At 67.7% G+C, this 16211-nt stretch carries 20 protein-coding genes and 1 pseudogene; 14 read left to right on the forward strand and 7 right to left on the reverse strand.

The genetic code is table 11. The features are described from left to right. Positions 1 to 28: 28 nt before the first annotated feature. Together ASF21_RS02500 and ASF21_RS02505 are read left to right on the forward strand one after the other, a co-directional pair. The gene (locus ASF21_RS02500) at positions 29 to 1351 is read left to right on the forward strand and encodes a sensor histidine kinase (protein WP_082471175.1); all 1323 of its coding nucleotides are present in this window, start codon (positions 29 to 31) and stop codon (positions 1349 to 1351) included. Then, complete coding sequence (locus ASF21_RS02505; RefSeq protein ID WP_055766330.1) at positions 1299 to 1997, forward strand: response regulator; 699 nt, start codon at positions 1299 to 1301, stop codon at positions 1995 to 1997. The genes ASF21_RS02500 and ASF21_RS02505 overlap by 53 nt, the downstream gene beginning before the upstream one ends. A gap of 15 nt (positions 1998 to 2012) precedes the next feature. On the opposite strand, the gene ASF21_RS02510 is transcribed toward ASF21_RS02505, so the two are convergent. Together ASF21_RS02510 and ASF21_RS02515 are read right to left on the reverse strand one after the other, a co-directional pair. Beyond that, complete coding sequence (locus ASF21_RS02510; RefSeq protein WP_055766333.1) at positions 2013 to 2444, reverse strand: hypothetical protein; 432 nt, start codon at positions 2442 to 2444, stop codon at positions 2013 to 2015. Between the two features lie 142 nt (positions 2445 to 2586). Further along, entirely contained in the window at positions 2587 to 3231 is a 645-nt protein-coding gene (locus tag ASF21_RS02515) for a TasA family protein (RefSeq protein ID WP_055766337.1), read from the reverse strand. 219 nt (positions 3232 to 3450) lie between these two features. Here ASF21_RS02515 and ASF21_RS02520 point away from each other — a divergent pair, with 219 nt between their 5' ends. From ASF21_RS02520 to dnaB, 6 genes are all read left to right on the forward strand, one after another. Then, positions 3451 to 4734, forward strand: coding sequence for a M18 family aminopeptidase (locus tag ASF21_RS02520; RefSeq protein ID WP_055766340.1), 1284 nt, complete (start codon positions 3451 to 3453; stop codon positions 4732 to 4734). 167 nt (positions 4735 to 4901) lie between these two features. Continuing rightward, positions 4902 to 5207, forward strand: a complete 306-nt coding sequence (gene rpsF / locus ASF21_RS02525) for a 30S ribosomal protein S6 (RefSeq protein WP_055766343.1) — start codon at positions 4902 to 4904, stop codon at positions 5205 to 5207. A gap of 60 nt (positions 5208 to 5267) precedes the next feature. Continuing rightward, a complete protein-coding gene (locus ASF21_RS02530; protein ID WP_055766346.1) occupies positions 5268 to 5834 on the forward strand; it encodes a single-stranded DNA-binding protein in 567 nt (188 codons plus the stop codon). A gap of 113 nt (positions 5835 to 5947) precedes the next feature. Next, a complete protein-coding gene (rpsR, locus tag ASF21_RS02535) occupies positions 5948 to 6187 on the forward strand; it encodes a 30S ribosomal protein S18 (protein WP_005273147.1) in 240 nt (79 codons plus the stop codon). Positions 6188 to 6201: 14 nt separating this feature from the next. After that, on the forward strand, positions 6202 to 6651 hold the full coding sequence (rplI, locus tag ASF21_RS02540) for a 50S ribosomal protein L9 (protein ID WP_043442543.1): 450 nt from the start codon (positions 6202 to 6204) through the stop codon (positions 6649 to 6651). 737 nt (positions 6652 to 7388) lie between these two features. Then, positions 7389 to 8765, forward strand: coding sequence for a replicative DNA helicase (gene dnaB / locus ASF21_RS02545; RefSeq protein WP_055766349.1), 1377 nt, complete (start codon positions 7389 to 7391; stop codon positions 8763 to 8765). On the opposite strand, the gene ASF21_RS02550 is transcribed toward dnaB, so the two are convergent. Together ASF21_RS02550 and ASF21_RS02555 are read right to left on the reverse strand one after the other, a co-directional pair. Then, positions 8762 to 9184 (reverse strand): MarR family winged helix-turn-helix transcriptional regulator, encoded by a 423-nt coding sequence (locus ASF21_RS02550; protein WP_152813471.1) that lies wholly within the window; start codon positions 9182 to 9184, stop codon positions 8762 to 8764. The genes dnaB and ASF21_RS02550 overlap by 4 nt on opposite strands. 217 nt (positions 9185 to 9401) lie before the next feature. Next, complete coding sequence (locus ASF21_RS02555) at positions 9402 to 10331, reverse strand: DUF2382 domain-containing protein (protein WP_055766351.1); 930 nt, start codon at positions 10329 to 10331, stop codon at positions 9402 to 9404. A gap of 374 nt (positions 10332 to 10705) precedes the next feature. On the opposite strand from ASF21_RS02555, the gene ASF21_RS02560 reads away from it, so the two are divergent. Next, entirely contained in the window at positions 10706 to 11083 is a 378-nt protein-coding gene (locus ASF21_RS02560) for a hypothetical protein (RefSeq protein WP_055766354.1), read from the forward strand. Further along, on the forward strand, positions 11070 to 11657 hold the full coding sequence (locus ASF21_RS02565; RefSeq protein ID WP_235498630.1) for a cysteine hydrolase family protein: 588 nt from the start codon (positions 11070 to 11072) through the stop codon (positions 11655 to 11657). Before ASF21_RS02560 ends, ASF21_RS02565 begins: the two co-directional genes overlap by 14 nt. A gap of 139 nt (positions 11658 to 11796) precedes the next feature. Here the strand turns inward: ASF21_RS02565 and ASF21_RS02570 are convergent, their stop codons facing one another. From ASF21_RS02570 to ASF21_RS02580, 3 genes are read right to left on the reverse strand one after another with little or no spacing between them, the layout of a single operon-like run. After that, positions 11797 to 12513 (reverse strand): DUF3618 domain-containing protein, encoded by a 717-nt coding sequence (locus ASF21_RS02570; RefSeq protein ID WP_055766357.1) that lies wholly within the window; start codon positions 12511 to 12513, stop codon positions 11797 to 11799. Continuing rightward, the gene (locus ASF21_RS02575; protein WP_055766359.1) at positions 12510 to 12962 is read right to left on the reverse strand and encodes a phage holin family protein; all 453 of its coding nucleotides are present in this window, start codon (positions 12960 to 12962) and stop codon (positions 12510 to 12512) included. Before ASF21_RS02575 ends, ASF21_RS02570 begins: the two co-directional genes overlap by 4 nt. Continuing rightward, positions 12962 to 13846, reverse strand: coding sequence for a hypothetical protein (locus ASF21_RS02580; protein WP_055766362.1), 885 nt, complete (start codon positions 13844 to 13846; stop codon positions 12962 to 12964). Before ASF21_RS02580 ends, ASF21_RS02575 begins: the two co-directional genes overlap by 1 nt. A 282-nt stretch (positions 13847 to 14128) precedes the next feature. On the opposite strand from ASF21_RS02580, the gene ASF21_RS02585 reads away from it, so the two are divergent. The 4 genes and pseudogenes from ASF21_RS02585 (at position 14129) to ASF21_RS16285 (ending at position 16195) form a co-directional block, all read left to right on the forward strand. Then, on the forward strand, positions 14129 to 15010 hold the full coding sequence (locus ASF21_RS02585) for a manganese catalase family protein (RefSeq protein ID WP_055766365.1): 882 nt from the start codon (positions 14129 to 14131) through the stop codon (positions 15008 to 15010). A gap of 45 nt (positions 15011 to 15055) precedes the next feature. Beyond that, on the forward strand, positions 15056 to 15520 hold the full coding sequence (locus ASF21_RS02590; protein ID WP_055766368.1) for a DUF4383 domain-containing protein: 465 nt from the start codon (positions 15056 to 15058) through the stop codon (positions 15518 to 15520). Positions 15521 to 15689: 169 nt separating this feature from the next. After that, a pseudogene (locus ASF21_RS16280) lies at positions 15690 to 15929 on the forward strand (iron-containing redox enzyme family protein); the annotation flags it as partial. 8 nt (positions 15930 to 15937) lie between these two features. Then, positions 15938 to 16195, forward strand: a complete 258-nt coding sequence (locus tag ASF21_RS16285) for a CDGSH iron-sulfur domain-containing protein (protein ID WP_321166877.1) — start codon at positions 15938 to 15940, stop codon at positions 16193 to 16195. Positions 16196 to 16211: the final 16 nt, after the last annotated feature.

Genomic DNA, 16211 nt, shown 5'->3' on the forward strand with positions numbered 1-16211 from the left:
TGACCGTCCCACCTCATGACGCCCGGTCATGAGCACTAGCCCCTCGGTGAGGGAGACCGCGGAACGAACGGCCGCGGTCTCCTTCACCGAGCTCAATGCCCGCCGGCTGGGTCCCGTCCGGCGGTTCTTCCGCAGGCATCCGCGGGCCATGGACGCCGTCGTGGTCCTGGTGTTCGTGGCGATCACCCTGCCCAGTGCGCTCTTCCTGATCGTCGACCAGGCGTCATGGCTCGGGATGCCCGGGCTGGTCCTCGCCGCGACGGCGCTCGCCTTCCGGCGGGACCGACCCCTGGTCGTCCTCGCCTTCGTCTCCGTGCTCGACGTCCCCATCGGCATCCTGACCATGGGTGAGGGCAGCAGCGGTATCGCCGCGATGTTCGCGCTCTACACCGTCGCTGTCGCCCACCCGCTCCGTACCACCCTCGTCGCCGCGGTCTCGGCGACGATCCTCTCGGTCGGCTCGCTCTTCCTCATCCCCGCCGAGGCGTTCGCCGAAGCGCCGGGCGCGGTCTGGGTCATCAGCGGTTTCGTGGTGATCTTCCTCGGGATTGCCGTCGGGGTCGGCGTCACCGTCCGACGTGACCGCGAGCACGAGAGCGAGCTGCGCGAATGGGCTGCCCGCAACGCGGAGCTCGCCTCGGCGGGGGAGCGGAACAGGATCGCGCGGGAGATGCACGACGTCGTCGCCCACTCCCTGACCGTCATGGTGGCGCTCTCCGACGGAGCAGCCGTCGTCATGAAACGGGATCCGGACCGTGCCACGGCCGTGCTCAAGGAGCTGTCCGGCACGGGCCGGACGGCCATCGCCGACATGCGCCGCGTCCTCGGGGTCCTCCGGGCCGAAGCCGCGAGCGAATCCCTGCAGCCGCTGCCGGCGTCGAGTTCGCTCGCCCACCTGCTCGACGGCTTCCGGGCGGCCGGGCTGCCGCTGCGGGTGACCGCGAGCGGTCCGAGACTGCCGGACGACCCTGCCTTCCAGCTCACGGTCTACCGGATCCTGCAGGAATCCCTGACCAACGTCCTGCGGTACGGCAAGGGCGTTACGCTGGTGGACATCTCGATCGCCCGGACGGGCCACCTGGTGTCACTGCGGGTCGCCGACGACGGCCGGGGCGCGATGGACCCCGCAGTGTCGCTCGGCTCCGGCCAGGGCATCGCGGGCATGCGTGAGCGGGCAGCCATCTACGGCGGATCGGTCGACGTCGGTGCGAGATCCTCGGGCGGCTGGGTCGTCGAGGTGCAACTGACGGTTCCCGACGCCGACGGCGGTCCGGGGCATCAACGGGGGAAAGAGAAGGATGACGACGCAGCACAGTACGGAGGGCACGCCCATCAGGGTTCTGCTCGCTGACGACCAGCCACTCCTGCGCATGGGCTTCAGGCTCATCCTCGAGGGGGAGCCGGATCTCGAGATCGTGGGTGAGGCCTCCACGGGTGGTGAGGCCGTCCGGATGACCACGGAACTCACCCCCGATGTCGTGCTGATGGATGTGCGGATGCCCCTCGGGGACGGCATCGAGGCGACCCGGCAGATCACGGCCTCGGGCTCGGGCGCGCGCATCATCATCCTGACGACGTTCGACCTCGACGAGTACGCGTTCGCCGGCCTGCAGGCCGGTGCTTCGGCGTTCCTGCTGAAGGACGTGGCGCCGGAGGAACTCGTGCACGCCGTGCGGGTGGTCGCGAGCGGTGACGCCGTCGTCGCCCCCCGCGTCACGCAGCGCCTCCTCGAGACCTATGTGCGGTCCCTGCCGCCCGCACACCCCACGAGGACGCCGGACCGGCGCCTGACCGAACTGACGCCACGCGAGCGTGAAGTGCTGGAGGCGATCGCGGAAGGGCTCTCCAACGCGGAACTCGCGGGCCGGTTCTTCCTCTCGGAGGCCACCATCAAGACGCACGTGCGGAGGATCCTCACGAAGCTCGATCTGCGGGACCGCGTGCAGGCCGTGGTGTACGCCTACGAGAACGGGATCGTGGTGCCCGGACCGGCCTGACCTCCACCGCTCGGATCAGGGGCAGGTGAGGACGCGCTCGAGGTTCTGACCGGTCCAGGTGCCGACGTTCGCGCGGACGCGCAACGTGTAGGTGCCCACGGTCGTGGACGTGCGGGTGATGGTCGTGGACCGCGGGCTCGCCGGCACCGCATTGGTGGTGACCTGGCCGGTCGGGGCGGTCAGGGTGACGGTGTAGCCCGTGGCGCGGTCCACGGCACCGAAGTCGGTGAGGGTGACCGTCATGGAGAGCTTCGTCGAGGTGCAGCTGAAGGTTCCGGTGACGCCGGCGGGGGCCGGGATCGCGTAGGTGCCCACACTCAGGTCGGCGCGTGCCGCGTCCGAGAAGGCAGCCTGCGCGATCGTGGGTACCCAGGTGAGGATGACGACGGCGACGACCAGCTGCACGAGCAGGCGGATCCGGCGCACGGCGGTCCGGGTGGTGCTCATGGTGGTCCTTCCTCTGCGTCATGGGTGATGTGCCGCGTCGGCGTCCGTCGGTGCGTGATCCGCCGAGCGGCCGCGGGCCGCTCGGCGGGAGTACGGGGATCCCGGCGTCCTGGCGTGGGGACCAGGGCGCCGGGACGAAGGGTCAGCGGCTGGTTGCCGCGCGCTGGGTGGCGGTGAAGGCGAAGTTGACGGTGCTCGTGAGGCCCTGGAACGTGTTGTCCGCAGCGGTGGGCAGGGTGGCCGTGACGCGCAGGTTGTCGGCCTTGGTGCTGACGATCGACTGCAGGTTCGAGAGGACGACGTCGGTGCCGATGATCTGGCGGGTCGCCAGGACGGAGGTGACGGTACCGGCGCAGGTGTACGTGTAGGCGGGGGCGGTACCGGCCTCGGTCCAGGGGACGCTGCAGGCGTCGACGGCCACCTGGAGGCCGTTGACGGCGTCGGTGGTGAGCTTGGTCGCGGTGCCCACCGCCGTGGTGCTGAGCGTGACTCCGCCGAAGTTCTGGTTGCCGGCGTTGGTGAGGGTCGCGGCGCGCTGGATGGTGTCCCCAGGGACGACGCCGGTGGCGGCGACGGTCAGGCGGTTCGCGGCGGTGCCCGCTGCTCCGAGCTGGACGTCGACGGTGCCGGCGGTGACGGTCTCGCTCGCGGAGGTCGTCGAGGTGAAGGAACCATAGGTACCGAGGCCGGCCACCGACGCTGCCACGCCGAGCAGTGCGACGGAGGCGAGGACCTTGCCGGACGTGGACTTCATGCTGATGCGGGCGGAGCGAGCGGTGCGTGCCATGGTGAGACCTTTTTCCTTGAGTGTGTCGGGTGTGGGTGTCTCCGGTCCCCCCAGTGGGTCCCGGTTCCTCTGGTGGAAACTCTGATCGAGCAGGCTGAAGTGTGCCGTGTGGTCAGGGCGAACCTCGGGCGAAGGAAAACCGAAGCCGGTCGCAAAACCGAACACCAGGTCAAGGCAGGCTGAAGCGCGCGCCTCCACGGCATCTGGTTGAATCGGGGGATGAGCCCTGCACCCGCACACATCTCCGATCTCGGCGCCTACGTGTCCGCTTCGCCGTCGAGCTTCCACGCGGTCTTCGAGGCCGGCAGGCGGCTCGCGGCGGCAGGATTCCGGCGCCTCGAGGAGCAGGACGCCTGGGAGGGCGGGGCGGGCAGCTACTTCGTCCTCCGTGACGGAGCGCTCATCGCCTGGACGGTCCCGACGACGGCGGGACCCACGACGGGCTTCCACATCCTCGGAGCGCACACCGATTCGCCGTCGTTCAAGCTGAAGCCGAAGCCCACCACGGGGAAGTACGGGTGGCTGCAGGCCGGCGTCGAGGTGTACGGCGGTCCGCTCCTGAACTCCTGGCTCGACCGGGAGCTGGCGCTCGCAGGCCGGCTGACCCTGCATGACGGCACCGAGCACCTGGTGGCGACGGGGCCGCTGCTGCGCTTCCCGCAACTCGCGATCCACCTGGACCGCGCCGTCAATGATGGTCTGGCGCTCGACAAGCAGCGCCACATGAACCCGGTCTGGGGGCTCGGCGACCCCGCGGACGCCGATCTGCTGGGCCTGCTCGCCGCCCGGGCCGAGGTCGACCCGCGGGACGTCGGCGGGTTCGACGTCGTCGCCGCGGATACGCAGGAGCCCCGTGTGTTCGGCGCCCAGGACGAGTTCTTCGCGTCCGGACGGCTCGACAACCTGTCCTCCGTGCACGCCGGACTCACCGCCATCATCGATGCGGCCGGGCGCCCCCTGGCGGACGGTCCCATCGCGGTGCTCGCCGCGTTCGACCACGAGGAGGTGGGCAGCGGTTCCCGCTCAGGCGCCAGTGGTCCCTTCCTCGAGGACATGCTCCTGCGCATCTCGCTGGGCCTGGGTGCCGGCGCGGAGGAACGGCTGCGCGCGCTGGCGTCGTCGTTCTGCGTGTCCGCGGATGCCGGCCACGCCGTGCACCCGAACTACGCCGAACGGCATGATCCCGCCAACCTGCCAGTCCTGAACGGCGGCCCGCTGCTCAAGATCAACGCGAACCAGCGCTACACCACCGACGCTCCCGGAGCCGCGTTCTGGGCCGCCCTGTGCCGGGACAGCGGCGTGCCGTACCAGGAGTTCGTCTCGAACAACGTCATGCCGTGCGGCTCGACGATCGGTCCCCTGACGGCGACGAGGCTCGGCATCAGGACGGTCGACGTCGGGACCCCGCTGCTGTCCATGCATTCGGCGCGCGAACTGTGCGGCGTGGCTGACCCCGGCCACCTCGCGACGGCGACCACCGCCTTCTTCCGTGGCGGACGCTAGCGGTTGTCCACAGGAGTTCGTCGCTCTGCATTCGTCCGGTATTATTGATCCGTCTGTGCCACAGCCAGGCGGCGGTACATATCGTCGACGGCGGCCGGACCAACGCTAAAGAACCTCCTGTTGCGGAAAGACCGCGACCGTTCAGCCCAGAGGAGGTGGGTTCACACATGCGTGCATATGAATTGATGGTCATCATCGACCCCGACGTCGAGGAACGCTCCATCGACCCGACACTCGAGAAGTTCCTCAATGTCGTCCGCAACGGCGGCGGCACTGTGGACAAGGTGGACATCTGGGGACGTCGGCGCCTCGCCTACGAGATCCAGAAGAAGACCGAGGGCATCTACGCCGTCGTCAACTTCACCGCGACTCCGGCCGTGGCTGCCGAACTCGACCGCCAGCTGAGCCTCAACGAGACGATCATGCGTACCAAGATCATCCGTCCCGAGGAGCAGAAGGTCTCCGCCGAGTAGTTTCGGCGTATTCCTCACCCATCCATCCCGCTCCGGCGGGTAGTGACTCAAGGAGGCACCATGGCAGGCGAGACAGTCATCACGGTGATCGGCAACCTCACGAACGACCCCGAGCTGCGGTTCACGCCGTCGGGTTCGGCGGTTGCCAACTTCACCATCGCGTCCACTCCGCGTACGTTCGACCGCCAGTCCAACGACTGGAAGGACGGCGAAACGCTGTTCCTCCGCGCGTCGGTCTGGCGCGAGGCTGCGGAGAACGTCGCCGAGACCCTGACCAAGGGCACCCGCGTGGTCGCCCAGGGCCGACTCAAGTCACGTTCGTACGACACCAAAGAGGGCGAGAAGCGCACCGTCATGGAGCTCGAGGTGGACGAGATCGGTCCATCCCTGCGCTATGCCTCCGCGAAAGTCTCCCGGACCCAGCGCTCAGGCGGCGGGAACGGTGGCGGCGGTGGTTTCGGCGGCAACTCAGGCGGGGGCAACTCCGGGTCGAACCCGCAAGCGGGCTCGGGCTGGGGCGGCGGCCAGCAGGCCCAGCAGCCCGCGGATGATCCGTGGGGCGCACCCGCCGGCGGCAACAACTCCCAGGGTTGGGGCAACGGCGCCGACTCCGAGCCGCCCTTCTAGGCTCTCCAGGCAGGGATCCGGTCCCGGGTCCCTGCCGAAGTCACGATCCGTGACTCGCACCTCCCATCCCGCAGAATCGTTCTGCGGGCTCCATCAGAAAAAGGAGCACCACGATGGCTAAGGCTGAACTCCGTAAGCCCAAACCAAAGTCCAACCCCCTGAAGGCCGCTGACGTCACCGTCATCGACTACAAGGACGTAGCCCTGCTGCGTAAGTTCATTTCCGATCGCGGAAAGATCCGTGCCCGTCGCGTCACCGGTGTCACGGTGCAGGAGCAGCGCAAGATCGCTCAGGCCATCAAGAACGCCCGCGAAGTCGCCCTCCTGCCGTACTCCGGCGCCGGCCGCGGCTAGGAAAGGGACACATCATGTCGAAGCTCATTCTCACCCAGGAAGTCACCGGTCTCGGTGCAGCAGGCGATGTCGTCGAGGTGAAGAACGGTTACGCACGTAACTACCTTCTGCCCCGCGGTTTCGCCTTGATGTGGAGCAAGGGTGGCGAGAAGCAGGTCGAGTCCATCAAGGCTGCCCGCTCCGCCCGCGAGCACGCATCGCTCGAGGACGCCCAGCGCCAGGCCGCCGCGCTGTCGGCGAAGCCCGTCACCCTGACCGTCAAGGCGGGTGGCTCCGGCCGCCTGTTCGGCACGGTCAAGGCGGACGACGTCGCCAAGGCCGTCGAGGCCGCTGGTCTCGGCAAGATCGACAAGCGCAAGGTCGAACTGCCCGCCCACATCAAGTCGGTCGGGTCCTACCAGGCCAACGTCCGTCTCCACGAGGACGTCGCAGCAGTCATCGACCTGGACGTCGTCGCAAGCTAGTCGTCCTGTTCGTCCGGGAAGCCTCCGCCGTCGGCGGGGGCTTCCCGTGCTTAAGGGCGGGTGCAGCGAGGGGTGCGAGGTCGGCAAGGATTCTGCCGGGTGCTCGTCGCCCCGGTTCGTCAGCAACGCTCCGCCATCGGCGGGAGTGGGTCCTCGTCGGCGCCATCGGGCCATCCCCGGAAGCTGCATGCCGACCGCCGCGGCCGGATCCTCGCGCTGTCGAACGTACTCCCCTCGTGATCCCTCCGGCACACTGCGCCCTCCACTATGCCTCGATCGGCATACTCCCACGTGCGGGTCGGCGCGGCGCGCATCACGCTTCGGCAATGCGGCACGGGACGGCGTGCAAGGACCGCTAGGGGGCCTAGCGAACTACTTCCGGTGATGTTGTCAACAGCGGCCCTGTGGATGAATGCGGGCAGAAAATTCTTTTCGTACACAGGGCGGGGACAACGTTTCCGCAGGTCAAAGGGCTCTCAAGCCGGAATCCCGTTCTTTGTCCACAGGGTTCTCCCCATCCTGTGCACAAGACACGCCGTGTAATCCACAGGTTATTCACACTTACCCACACCCCCTGTTGGTGGAGCGCTTTGTGCCTTGCGAGGCGACGGCTACGGTAGCGGGAGATTCCCACTAGTGAGGGTGTCGGGTGATAGGTATGTCCTGTCGGACCCGGCCCGGGTGTCCGGTCGACGTCGTGACGTCGGCCGCTTCGACAGTAGGAGAAAGGCCCTTCAGTGTCCCTGGCACATGCAGATTCATCATCGGACACACGGTCACCGGAATTCTCCCGCACGCCGCCCCAGGACCTCGTCGCCGAGCAGTCCGTCCTCGGCGGCATGATGCTGTCGAAGGACGCCATCGCGGACTGCGTGGAAGTGCTCCGGGGCATCGACTTCTACCGCCCGGCCCACGAGAGCATCTACGAGGCGATCATCGACCTCTACGGACGCGGTGAGCCGGCCGACGCCGTCACCGTGTCGGATGAGCTCACCAAACGGGGTGAGATCTCCCGCATCGGTGGTCCCGCCTACCTGCACACGCTGATCCAGTCCGTCCCCACGGCCGCGAATGCCGGGTTCTATGCCGAGATCGTGCGCGAGAGGGCGGTCCTGCGCCGCCTGGTCGACGCCGGCACGAAGATCGTGCAGCTCGGCTACTCCAACGATGGCGAGGTGGACGACCTCGTCAACGCCGCGCAGGCGGAGGTGTACGCCGTGGCCGAGCGGCGGACGGCCGAGGACTATGTCGCGCTGAAGGACATCATCGAGGGGACCGTCGACGAGATCGAGTCCGCGGGACACAAGGGCGAGGGGATGACGGGCGTCCCCACCGGCTTCTACGAGCTCGACGAGCTCACGCAGGGCCTCCACGGTGGACAGATGATCGTCGTGGCCGCACGGCCGGCCATGGGCAAGTCGACCTTCGCGCTGGATTGGGCTCGGTCGGCGGCGATCAAGCACAACATGACCACGGTCTTCTTCTCGCTCGAGATGGGGCGCAACGAGATCGCCATGCGACTGCTCTCCGCCGAGGCGACGATCGGCCTGCAGGACCTGCGCAAGGGGACCATCAAGGACGAGCAGTGGGGGAAGATCGCGACGACCATGGGACGCATGAACGATGCGCCCCTCTTCATAGACGACAGCCCGAACATGTCGCTGATGGAGATCCGGGCCAAGTGCCGGCGCCTGAAGCAGCGCCACGACCTCAAGCTCGTGGTCCTCGACTACCTGCAGCTCATGTCCTCCGGCAAGCGTGTCGAATCCCGCCAGCAGGAGGTGTCGGAGTTCTCACGGGCACTGAAGCTGCTGGCCAAGGAGCTCAACGTGCCGGTGGTCGCTCTGTCACAGCTGAATCGTGGCTCGGAGCAGCGGACGGACAAGAGGCCCCAGGTCTCCGATCTCCGTGAGTCGGGGTCGATCGAGCAGGACGCGGACATGGTCATCCTCCTGCATAGGGACGATGTCTACGACAAGGAGTCCGCACGGGCGGGAGAGGCTGACGTGATCGTGGCGAAGCACCGCAACGGTCCGACGAAGACCTTGGTCGTGGGTTTCCAGGGCCACTATTCGCGCTTCAACAACATGGCGGCGGACGGCGGCGGCTACTAGTCCTTCTTCGGCCCGAGTTCGTTGATGACGGTCGCCAGGCGATCACGCAGATCCTGCGATGCCAGGCCGTCCTCGGCCATCAGCTCGTGTTCGATGTTCTTGGCACGCTCGAGGGCCTTCTGGCCGGCGGAGGTGATGGTGATTCGCTGGCTGCGGCGGTCCGCGGTGTTCCGGAGCCTCGTCACGAGTCCCCGCTTCTCGAGGCGGTCCAGGGTGCGGCCGACCGTCTGGGCCTGCACGTGCACCAGCTGGGCGAGGCGCACACCGGTGAGGGTCCCTTCGCGCTCGAGGACGCCGAGGGTCGTCAACCCGGCGTGGGTGATGCCGATGCTCAGGAGCTTCTCGTTCCATGAGTGCTCGACGATGCGGGCCGCGGTCGTTAGCAGGCGGCTGGTCGACCAATCGTTCAACTCCGGCACGATAGCGTGTCCTTCCCCTCGGTCCTACGCGGTGGATTCGCTGTTCCCTACTACTTACTCTAGACAACTTCGCCCGAAATAGACAGCAGGCTTAGCATCAGTTCTGCACAGCGGGCAGAAATCACCCGACGCCCCTGGGGCGCTACGGCTGGTCAACCAGAACGAGCAGAGGGCCCGGGGCACGGCCCCGGGCCCTCTGCTCAGTCGGTGATGCTGTTTATCGGTTGTCGCCGCGACGGGTGTCGTCCGCGCCGTCGACCTCGATCTCTTCCTTGCGGACCTCGCCGCTGACCGTCTCGTTGGACGTGACCGTCTCCTTGTCGAGGCGCACGCGCTCCACGGGAACGGCTTCCTTCTCCACGACGGGACGCTCGGCGTGGAGGGTCACTTCGTGCTCCTCCTCGCTGATGGCGGGGCCGTCGTAGGCGTCGCCACGGTTGGCGTCCGTGATGGGCTCGCGCTCCACCCGGACCTCCTCGTGGCTGACCGGAACGGTCTGCGTGACATTCTCGGTCACCACGTACTTGCGCAGGCGAGCGCGGCCGGCTTCGCGCTGCTCGGTGCCGACGTGCAGCTGCTCCTCGGAGCGCGTCATCGCATCATCGGTCGTGGGGCCCGAGGTGTCGTGGCCGACCGTGCCGTGCGTGTTGCCCGCGTCGCGGTCCGACGTACCGAAGCCGCTGTCGTGTGAGGTGTCCGTATCGGTGAGGCCCGACGTGCGGCCCGAGGTGGTGTCGATATCGACATCGCGGTCACTGTGACCCGTGGTGCCCGTCGTTCCGCTCGTCGTACCCGTGGCGTTGGGCGTATCGGTGTAGCCGCCCGTTCCGCCGCCGATCTCATAGTGGCGGTACAGGCGGTCCTCCTCCTCGGGGCTGAGGTTGCCGTCGGACTCCACGCGGGGGGCGTCCTTCACCTGGTGCTTGGAGTAGGGAACGCGCACGTCGTGGCCCTCGACATCCGCACCCTGAAGGGGGACGAAGGACTCCGACGTCCCGAAGAGGCCCGTCTTCGCCGTGACCCAGCTGGGCTCGCCGGTCTGGTCGTCGAGGTAGACCTGACCGATCGAGCCGATCTTCTCCCCATCGGATCCGAGGACGTTGCCGCCGTTGCCGAGCAGGGTATCGATGTGGTCCTGAGTAATCATGTCCTTCTCCTTCTGAGTCATCTCACTGGTTCGGGATTCGGCTTCGCCTTGACCGGAGTCCACGGCTAACCACCGACCCCTAGAGTAAGCACACTTAGTACCTGATGGGAAGCCTGCTTAGCGTTTTTCCCGAAATGCCTCGACGGGCTGAGCGCCCGAGGTTCGGGCAATCCCGCCTCGAGCTGCTCCCTGTCCGTATGATGGCCGTAGGTCCAGCCACCGGCCTGACATCCTCCGACCCGGCGCCCGCAGGCGTCCGTGTCGCCGGAGACGATTCCACGCAAGCGGTGGGGGATCGTCTCCGGCGTCGCCCGACGGGTTCCCGACCGGTCGCCTGCTGCACGCCAGGGTCTTCGAGCCCCGGAAGGGTTCCCATGCACGCTGCACGCCCCGCTGCCATCCACGACGTCATGATCGCCGCGGCAGATCTCGAGAACGCCGAATTCACACGGGACGCCCTGGCCCTCGTCTGCGGCGACGCGATCCGTCAGGCCCTCGCCACCGGCCTGACCCACCACGAGCTCGCGGAAGCCGCCGGCCTCTCCGAGGTGGACGTGCGCCGCCTCGCGGAGCAGCCGACGCTCCCGGTCGCGCCGCCGGCGGGGGTGGCCTACCTCGCGGGCTATCCGCTCCCCGACCTAGCCGCGGCCCGGAGCCCGTCCCTCCTGCCCGAGGAGCCCTTGGCTGATGCGACAGCCTCTGTCCCGCCCGCTCCCCGTGACCAGCGGAAGGAGCCGGATGCCGCCCGGTGAACGAGCGGTGGACGCCATGCCAGGTCGCGCGGCACTGCTGATCATCGACATGCAGAACGCCTTCTTCGAGGACGAGGTCCTCCAGCGCTCGCGCTCCTCCCTGGTGACCGCCTGCAACGAGCTCATCGCCGCCGCCGCCCGAGGCGGTTCGATCGTCCTCGTGGCGCGCACGGAGCACGAGACGGACCGCTCGACCTGGACGCTGTCGATGCTCGATGATGAGCAGGGCTTCATCTTCCGCGGGACGGCGCAGGCCGAGCCGGTGACGGGGCTGCACGTGGAGGGGCTGGAATCGGTCACCAAGACCCGCGACAGTGCTTTCTTCGGCACCGACCTCGCAGGGCGCCTACGCCTCCTCGGAGTGCAGGACCTCGTGCTCGCGGGCGTCTCGACGCACAACTGCGTGGCGCACACGGGGGCTGACGCCTTCGCCGCCGACTTCCGGGTCACGTACGTGATCGACGCGATCGGCAGTACGAATGAGCGGTATGCGGAAGCCATGCTGGAAATCCTGTCCGACGAATACCGCCAGCCGATCGTGGACCTCGCCACCGCCGTGGACCTGTTGGGTTGAGTCGGTTCCTGTGTGGACCACGGGACCGATCAGCAGGCCGATCACCGGTCGTCGTTCGACGATAGGGGTGACGAAGGGGGCGGACACGAAGGAGGCCGCCGGATGTGTCCGGTGGCCTCCTTCACTGTTCAGGGTCCGATCAGTGCTGCTGGACGTTCGACTTCGCGTCCTGCGCGCTGCCCTTGACGTCACTGGCAGCCTGCTGGCCCTCGCCCTTGACCTCGCCGACGGCGTGCTGTCCCTCGTCCTTCACGGTCTGCACGGAGTCCGCCGCAGACTCCTTCACGGACTGCATGGCGTCCTGGGCAGGTTCCCTGACCTCGGAGGCGACCTGCTTGGCGGCGTCCGTGACCTTCTCCTTGAGGGGGGCAGCCTGCTCCTTGAGCTGCGAGGCGGCGTGCTGCTCCTTCTCGCTGGCAGGAATGAGGCTCGCGACGAGGAGGCCCGCGCCGAAGGCGATCAGCCCGGCGGCGAGCGGGTTACCGGCGGCCTTGTTGCTCAGCTGGTGCGGGGCGCCCTGGGCGGCCTGGCCCGCGCTGTGCAGCTTGTCCTTCGCGGTACCGGTGGTGGACTGCGCATGACCCATGCCATCCCCTGCCCGGTCCTTGGCGTGTCCGGCCTTGTCGGCGACCGCGCCCTTCACGTCATCGGCCTTGCCGAGCACTGAATCCTTGACGTCCTCGGCCTTGCCCATGACGGTCTCCTTCACATTGCTGAAACTGTGCTTGACCTTCTCGGTCTGGCGGTGCGCGATATTCGCGGGATTCACCTTGTCGGCCACGGCGTCGACGTCGGTGCCGAGCTCCTGACGCGTGCGTTCGATGTCGGCGCGGATCTCATCTGGTGTCTGGCTCATCGTGTCTGCTCACCTGGTTTCAGTGTCTGCGGAATCTCTTTGACGGTCTCCGCTGTTTGCGGGAGGCCCTTGACCTGCTTCATTTCCTTCTTGCCCATGACGGCGAGGACTGCGGCGAGGATGCCCCAGAGGACGGCCACGATCAGGGCGGCCCACCCCAGGGGCATGAGGGCCCCGAGGCCCCACATCAGGGCGATGGAGAGGAAGAGGAGAACGAAGTGTCCGCCGAGGGCGGCGCCGGCGAACATGCCGGCTCCCTTCCCTGCGTTCTTGGCCGACTCTGTGGCCTCGGCCTTCGCCAGGGCCACTTCCTGGCGCATGAGCTTGGAGAGGTCCTTCGTCACCTCCCCGAGGAGCTCGCCGACGGACGCGTTGGCCGAGCGCTGCTCGGCCTCCGTCGGCAGGGGTGCGGCAGCCTGGTGGGCGCCGCCCGTGTATGCCTCACTCATCAGCGCAGGCCCCCGTCATTCGCGCGGGTGCCGACCGGGGGGGTGCCCGGCGGGATGGTGGGGTAGTCGTCGGTGGGGTCGACGAAGGCGGGATTGGATCCGGCGACGTGCTGCCCGTGGGTCGCCTCGTCGAAGCCACCCGTGGCGGGCGTACCGCTGTAGAGGTCGGAGTCCGCCTCGGTGTACCCGGTGTACCCGGTGTACCCGGTGTACCCGGCGGTCGTGGTGCCGCTGGTGCCCGTGGGTGCGGAGCCCTGCGGCCCGGAGGTGCTGCTGTCGGCGGAGCCCGGGTTGCCGGTCAGGCCCCGGGTCAGGCGCCCGACGACGAGGCCGGTGCCTGCGGCGATGGCCAGGAACGTTCCCGGGTTCCGACGCGCGAAGCTCTTGACGTCCTCGAGGAGCTCGGATGCATCGCGGCCTTCGAGCCAGCCGGCGACGGAGTCCGTTCGCTGCGAGGCCTGCTGGACGAGGTTGGACACCATGTGGTTGTCCGACTTGTCGGCCATCGACTTCAGCTCGTCGGAGATTCCGCGGATCCCTTCGGTGATTTTCTGCTGCTGCGAGCCTGCCTGGCTCTTGACCTCGGAGGTCACGGTGCCGAGGAGGTTCTTGGCCTGGGTGCCGGCCTCCGCAGCGACGCTCTTGGCCTCGGACGCGGCGGTCCCGGCGACGTTCTTCGCCTCGGACGTCGCCGTGCCGGCGACATTCTTCGCTGCTTCCTTGCCGTCCTGGCCGACCTGCTTGGCCTGGTCCTTGGCGGTGGAGGCCTTGCTGTCGGTGTGGCCGTCGGTGCCGAGCTGGTGCGTGCCCAGGTCGGCGGTGGACGACTCGTTGCCGGTCGTGGAGGGAACCAGGGGATCCTGCGGCCAATTCTGCGTAGTCATGGTCATTCCTAACGTTGATCTTGCCGTTCGAAGCGGACGCTCCACCGTGTTCTCGATGTGCTGGCCCGGCATCTCGTGCTGGACGTATCACTGAAGCTAAGCATGCTTACGTTTGTGATTGCAAGCCCTTTCGCCACTTCCCGCAACCCCAAAATAAGTAGCCTTAGCATCTTCCGAAAATCTTATGGTCGCCGTTAGCGTCGAATCAAGAGGACCTCCTCCGGCCGCTTCCAGAAGGAGCGGAACCCCTGGGGAGGCCCCGAGGTGGGGAGGTATTCACCCGTGTTCTTCCACAAGCAAGAACTTCAGTACAAGTCGACGCCCGACAAGCCGGACGCCATCTACGCCCGGAAGCTGCAGGAGGTGCTCGGCGGCCAGTACGGCGAGATCACCGTGGCCCTCCAGTACAGCTTCCAGGCCTGGAACGCACACATCCCCGGCAAGTACCGGGACCTGCTCTTCGGGATCGGTGCAGAGGAGATGGGTCACGTCGAGATGCTCGCGACCATGATCGCGCAACTGCTCGAGAAGGCTCCGCTCGGCATCACGGAGGACGCTGTCCAGGCCGATCCGGCCATCGCCGCAGTGATCGGGGGGACCGACCTGCAGCACGCGATCGTTGCGGGCGCGGGCGCACGACCCGTCGACAGCATGGGGAACCCCTGGCAGGGCAGCTATGTCACGGCGAGCGGTAATCTGCTGGCAGATTTCACGGCCAACGCCAACGCCGAGATGCAGGGCCGCCTCCAGGTCGCCCGGCTCTACCACATGACCGACGATCACGGGATCCGGGACATGCTGTCCTTCCTGCTGGCCCGCGACACCATGCACCAGAACCAGTGGACCGCAGCCGCGCGTGAGCTGCAGGAAGCCAAGCTGGAGGAGCTTCCCGTGCCGAGCAACTTCCCCCTCAAGAAGGAAGCGCGCGAGGTGTCCTACCAGTACCTCAACTTCTCGGACGGCAAGTCGGCCTCGGAGGGCAGTTGGGCGTCCGGTCCCTCACCCGATGGCAAGGGCGAGTTCACCTACCACGAAGGCCCGACGACCAGTGCTCCCATGCCGCCGGCCACCCACCCGGACTCCCGGTTCTACGGGACCACCGAGATCCCGAACACCGTCGAGAAGATGGCGGGAACAGTGCAGGACAAACTGAACCGCGAGTAGGCGCTGGGCCCGCCCACCGAGTTCATCGACCAGAAGGAGATTCTCATGACAAACACGAACAACCGCACGGTGGAGGGTGGGCGGACCACCCTGCAGCGTGCCGCGCAGGCGGTAGGCGTCGTCTTCCTGCTCGTCGGCATCCTGGGGTTCATCCCCGGCATCACGTCGGACTACGACACCATGATGTTCGCCGGCCACCAGTCGGAGGCCATGCTCCTCGGGATCTTCCAGGTCTCGATCCTCCACAACATCGTGCACCTGCTGTTCGGTGTGGCAGGCCTCGCCATGGCCAGGACGGTCTCCGGTGCGCGGTCGTACCTGCTCGGTGGCGGGATCATCTACGCGATCCTGTGGATCTACGGACTGGTCATCGGACAGGAGTCGGCCGCGAACTTCGTCCCGCTGAACTCGGCGGACAACTGGCTGCACCTCCTCCTCGCGGTCGGCATGATCGGCCTCGCCCTGGCGCTCGGCCGCCGCGCCCGCACCACCACCCCGCGCCGGGCCTGATCGGTCTCCGGGCCGCTGTGCCTCGCCGGCAGGATGCCGGCACGACGACGCCGGGTCGGCGGTCCCCCTCGGGGGACACCGGCCCGGCGTCGTCATGTCCTGGTAGGAGCTTTCCTGCGCGCGTCCTCCTGTCCGGTGGAAGCGACGGACCCGGAAGGCGGGCGTCCCGTCCGAGGAGAACGCCACGGAATACGTCGACGAGCACGTCGCGGCCGACGCCGTCCACGAGCAGATCGCGGGCCGGGACATGGCAGGCGGCCTGGTCGAGGAAGACCCCCGCCTCCTGCCGGACGTGCTGTTCGGCGCGGCTGCGGGGCTGGCCATCGACACACTGATGACGAGGTACATCATGGACGCCTGGGAGGGTGGCCGCTCCTCGCTGCGCCGCTCGGAAGCGATGACCTCGTGAGTCCGGAGGTGGTTCCCGGACCCGATGGGCGGGGCGAGGCCGAGGGGCCCGAACGCTCACTGAACTCCGGCGCCGCGTCACCGGTCTCCGTTGTCGCCTGCCCCGACGGGCCGCTCCTGATCGGGGGGGGCGGACTGGTGGGAGCGGACGGCAAGGAGTTGCCCCGCACGCGCCGGACGGTCGCCCTCTGCCGGTGTGGTGCTTCGGTGCTGAAACCCTACTGCGACGGGTCGCACAAGCTGACAGGTTTCCGTTCGGAGCCGTGACCGTGCGATCCCCCGT

Source organism: Arthrobacter sp. Leaf234 (genome assembly GCF_001422665.1).
Taxonomy (GTDB): Bacteria; Actinomycetota; Actinomycetes; order Actinomycetales; family Micrococcaceae; genus Arthrobacter_D.

What these genes read in the sequence shown, in the direction of transcription:
- ASF21_RS02500 (WP_082471175.1), top strand. Translation starts at nt 29, where the DNA reads ATGAGCACTAGCCCCTCGGTGAGGGAGACCGCGGAACGAACGGCCGCG.
- ASF21_RS02505 (WP_055766330.1), top strand. Translation starts at nt 1,299, where the DNA reads ATGACGACGCAGCACAGTACGGAGGGCACGCCCATCAGGGTTCTGCTC.
- ASF21_RS02510 (WP_055766333.1), bottom strand. Translation starts at nt 2,444, where the DNA reads ATGAGCACCACCCGGACCGCCGTGCGCCGGATCCGCCTGCTCGTGCAG.
- ASF21_RS02515 (WP_055766337.1), bottom strand. Translation starts at nt 3,231, where the DNA reads ATGGCACGCACCGCTCGCTCCGCCCGCATCAGCATGAAGTCCACGTCC.
- ASF21_RS02520 (WP_055766340.1), top strand. Translation starts at nt 3,451, where the DNA reads ATGAGCCCTGCACCCGCACACATCTCCGATCTCGGCGCCTACGTGTCC.
- rpsF (WP_055766343.1), top strand. Translation starts at nt 4,902, where the DNA reads ATGCGTGCATATGAATTGATGGTCATCATCGACCCCGACGTCGAGGAA.
- ASF21_RS02530 (WP_055766346.1), top strand. Translation starts at nt 5,268, where the DNA reads ATGGCAGGCGAGACAGTCATCACGGTGATCGGCAACCTCACGAACGAC.
- rpsR (WP_005273147.1), top strand. Translation starts at nt 5,948, where the DNA reads ATGGCTAAGGCTGAACTCCGTAAGCCCAAACCAAAGTCCAACCCCCTG.
- rplI (WP_043442543.1), top strand. Translation starts at nt 6,202, where the DNA reads ATGTCGAAGCTCATTCTCACCCAGGAAGTCACCGGTCTCGGTGCAGCA.
- ASF21_RS02555 (WP_055766351.1), bottom strand. Translation starts at nt 10,331, where the DNA reads ATGATTACTCAGGACCACATCGATACCCTGCTCGGCAACGGCGGCAAC.
- ASF21_RS02560 (WP_055766354.1), top strand. Translation starts at nt 10,706, where the DNA reads ATGCACGCTGCACGCCCCGCTGCCATCCACGACGTCATGATCGCCGCG.
- ASF21_RS02565 (WP_235498630.1), top strand. Translation starts at nt 11,070, where the DNA reads ATGCCGCCCGGTGAACGAGCGGTGGACGCCATGCCAGGTCGCGCGGCA.
- ASF21_RS02570 (WP_055766357.1), bottom strand. Translation starts at nt 12,513, where the DNA reads ATGAGCCAGACACCAGATGAGATCCGCGCCGACATCGAACGCACGCGT.
- ASF21_RS02575 (WP_055766359.1), bottom strand. Translation starts at nt 12,962, where the DNA reads ATGAGTGAGGCATACACGGGCGGCGCCCACCAGGCTGCCGCACCCCTG.
- ASF21_RS02580 (WP_055766362.1), bottom strand. Translation starts at nt 13,846, where the DNA reads ATGACTACGCAGAATTGGCCGCAGGATCCCCTGGTTCCCTCCACGACC.
- ASF21_RS02590 (WP_055766368.1), top strand. Translation starts at nt 15,056, where the DNA reads ATGACAAACACGAACAACCGCACGGTGGAGGGTGGGCGGACCACCCTG.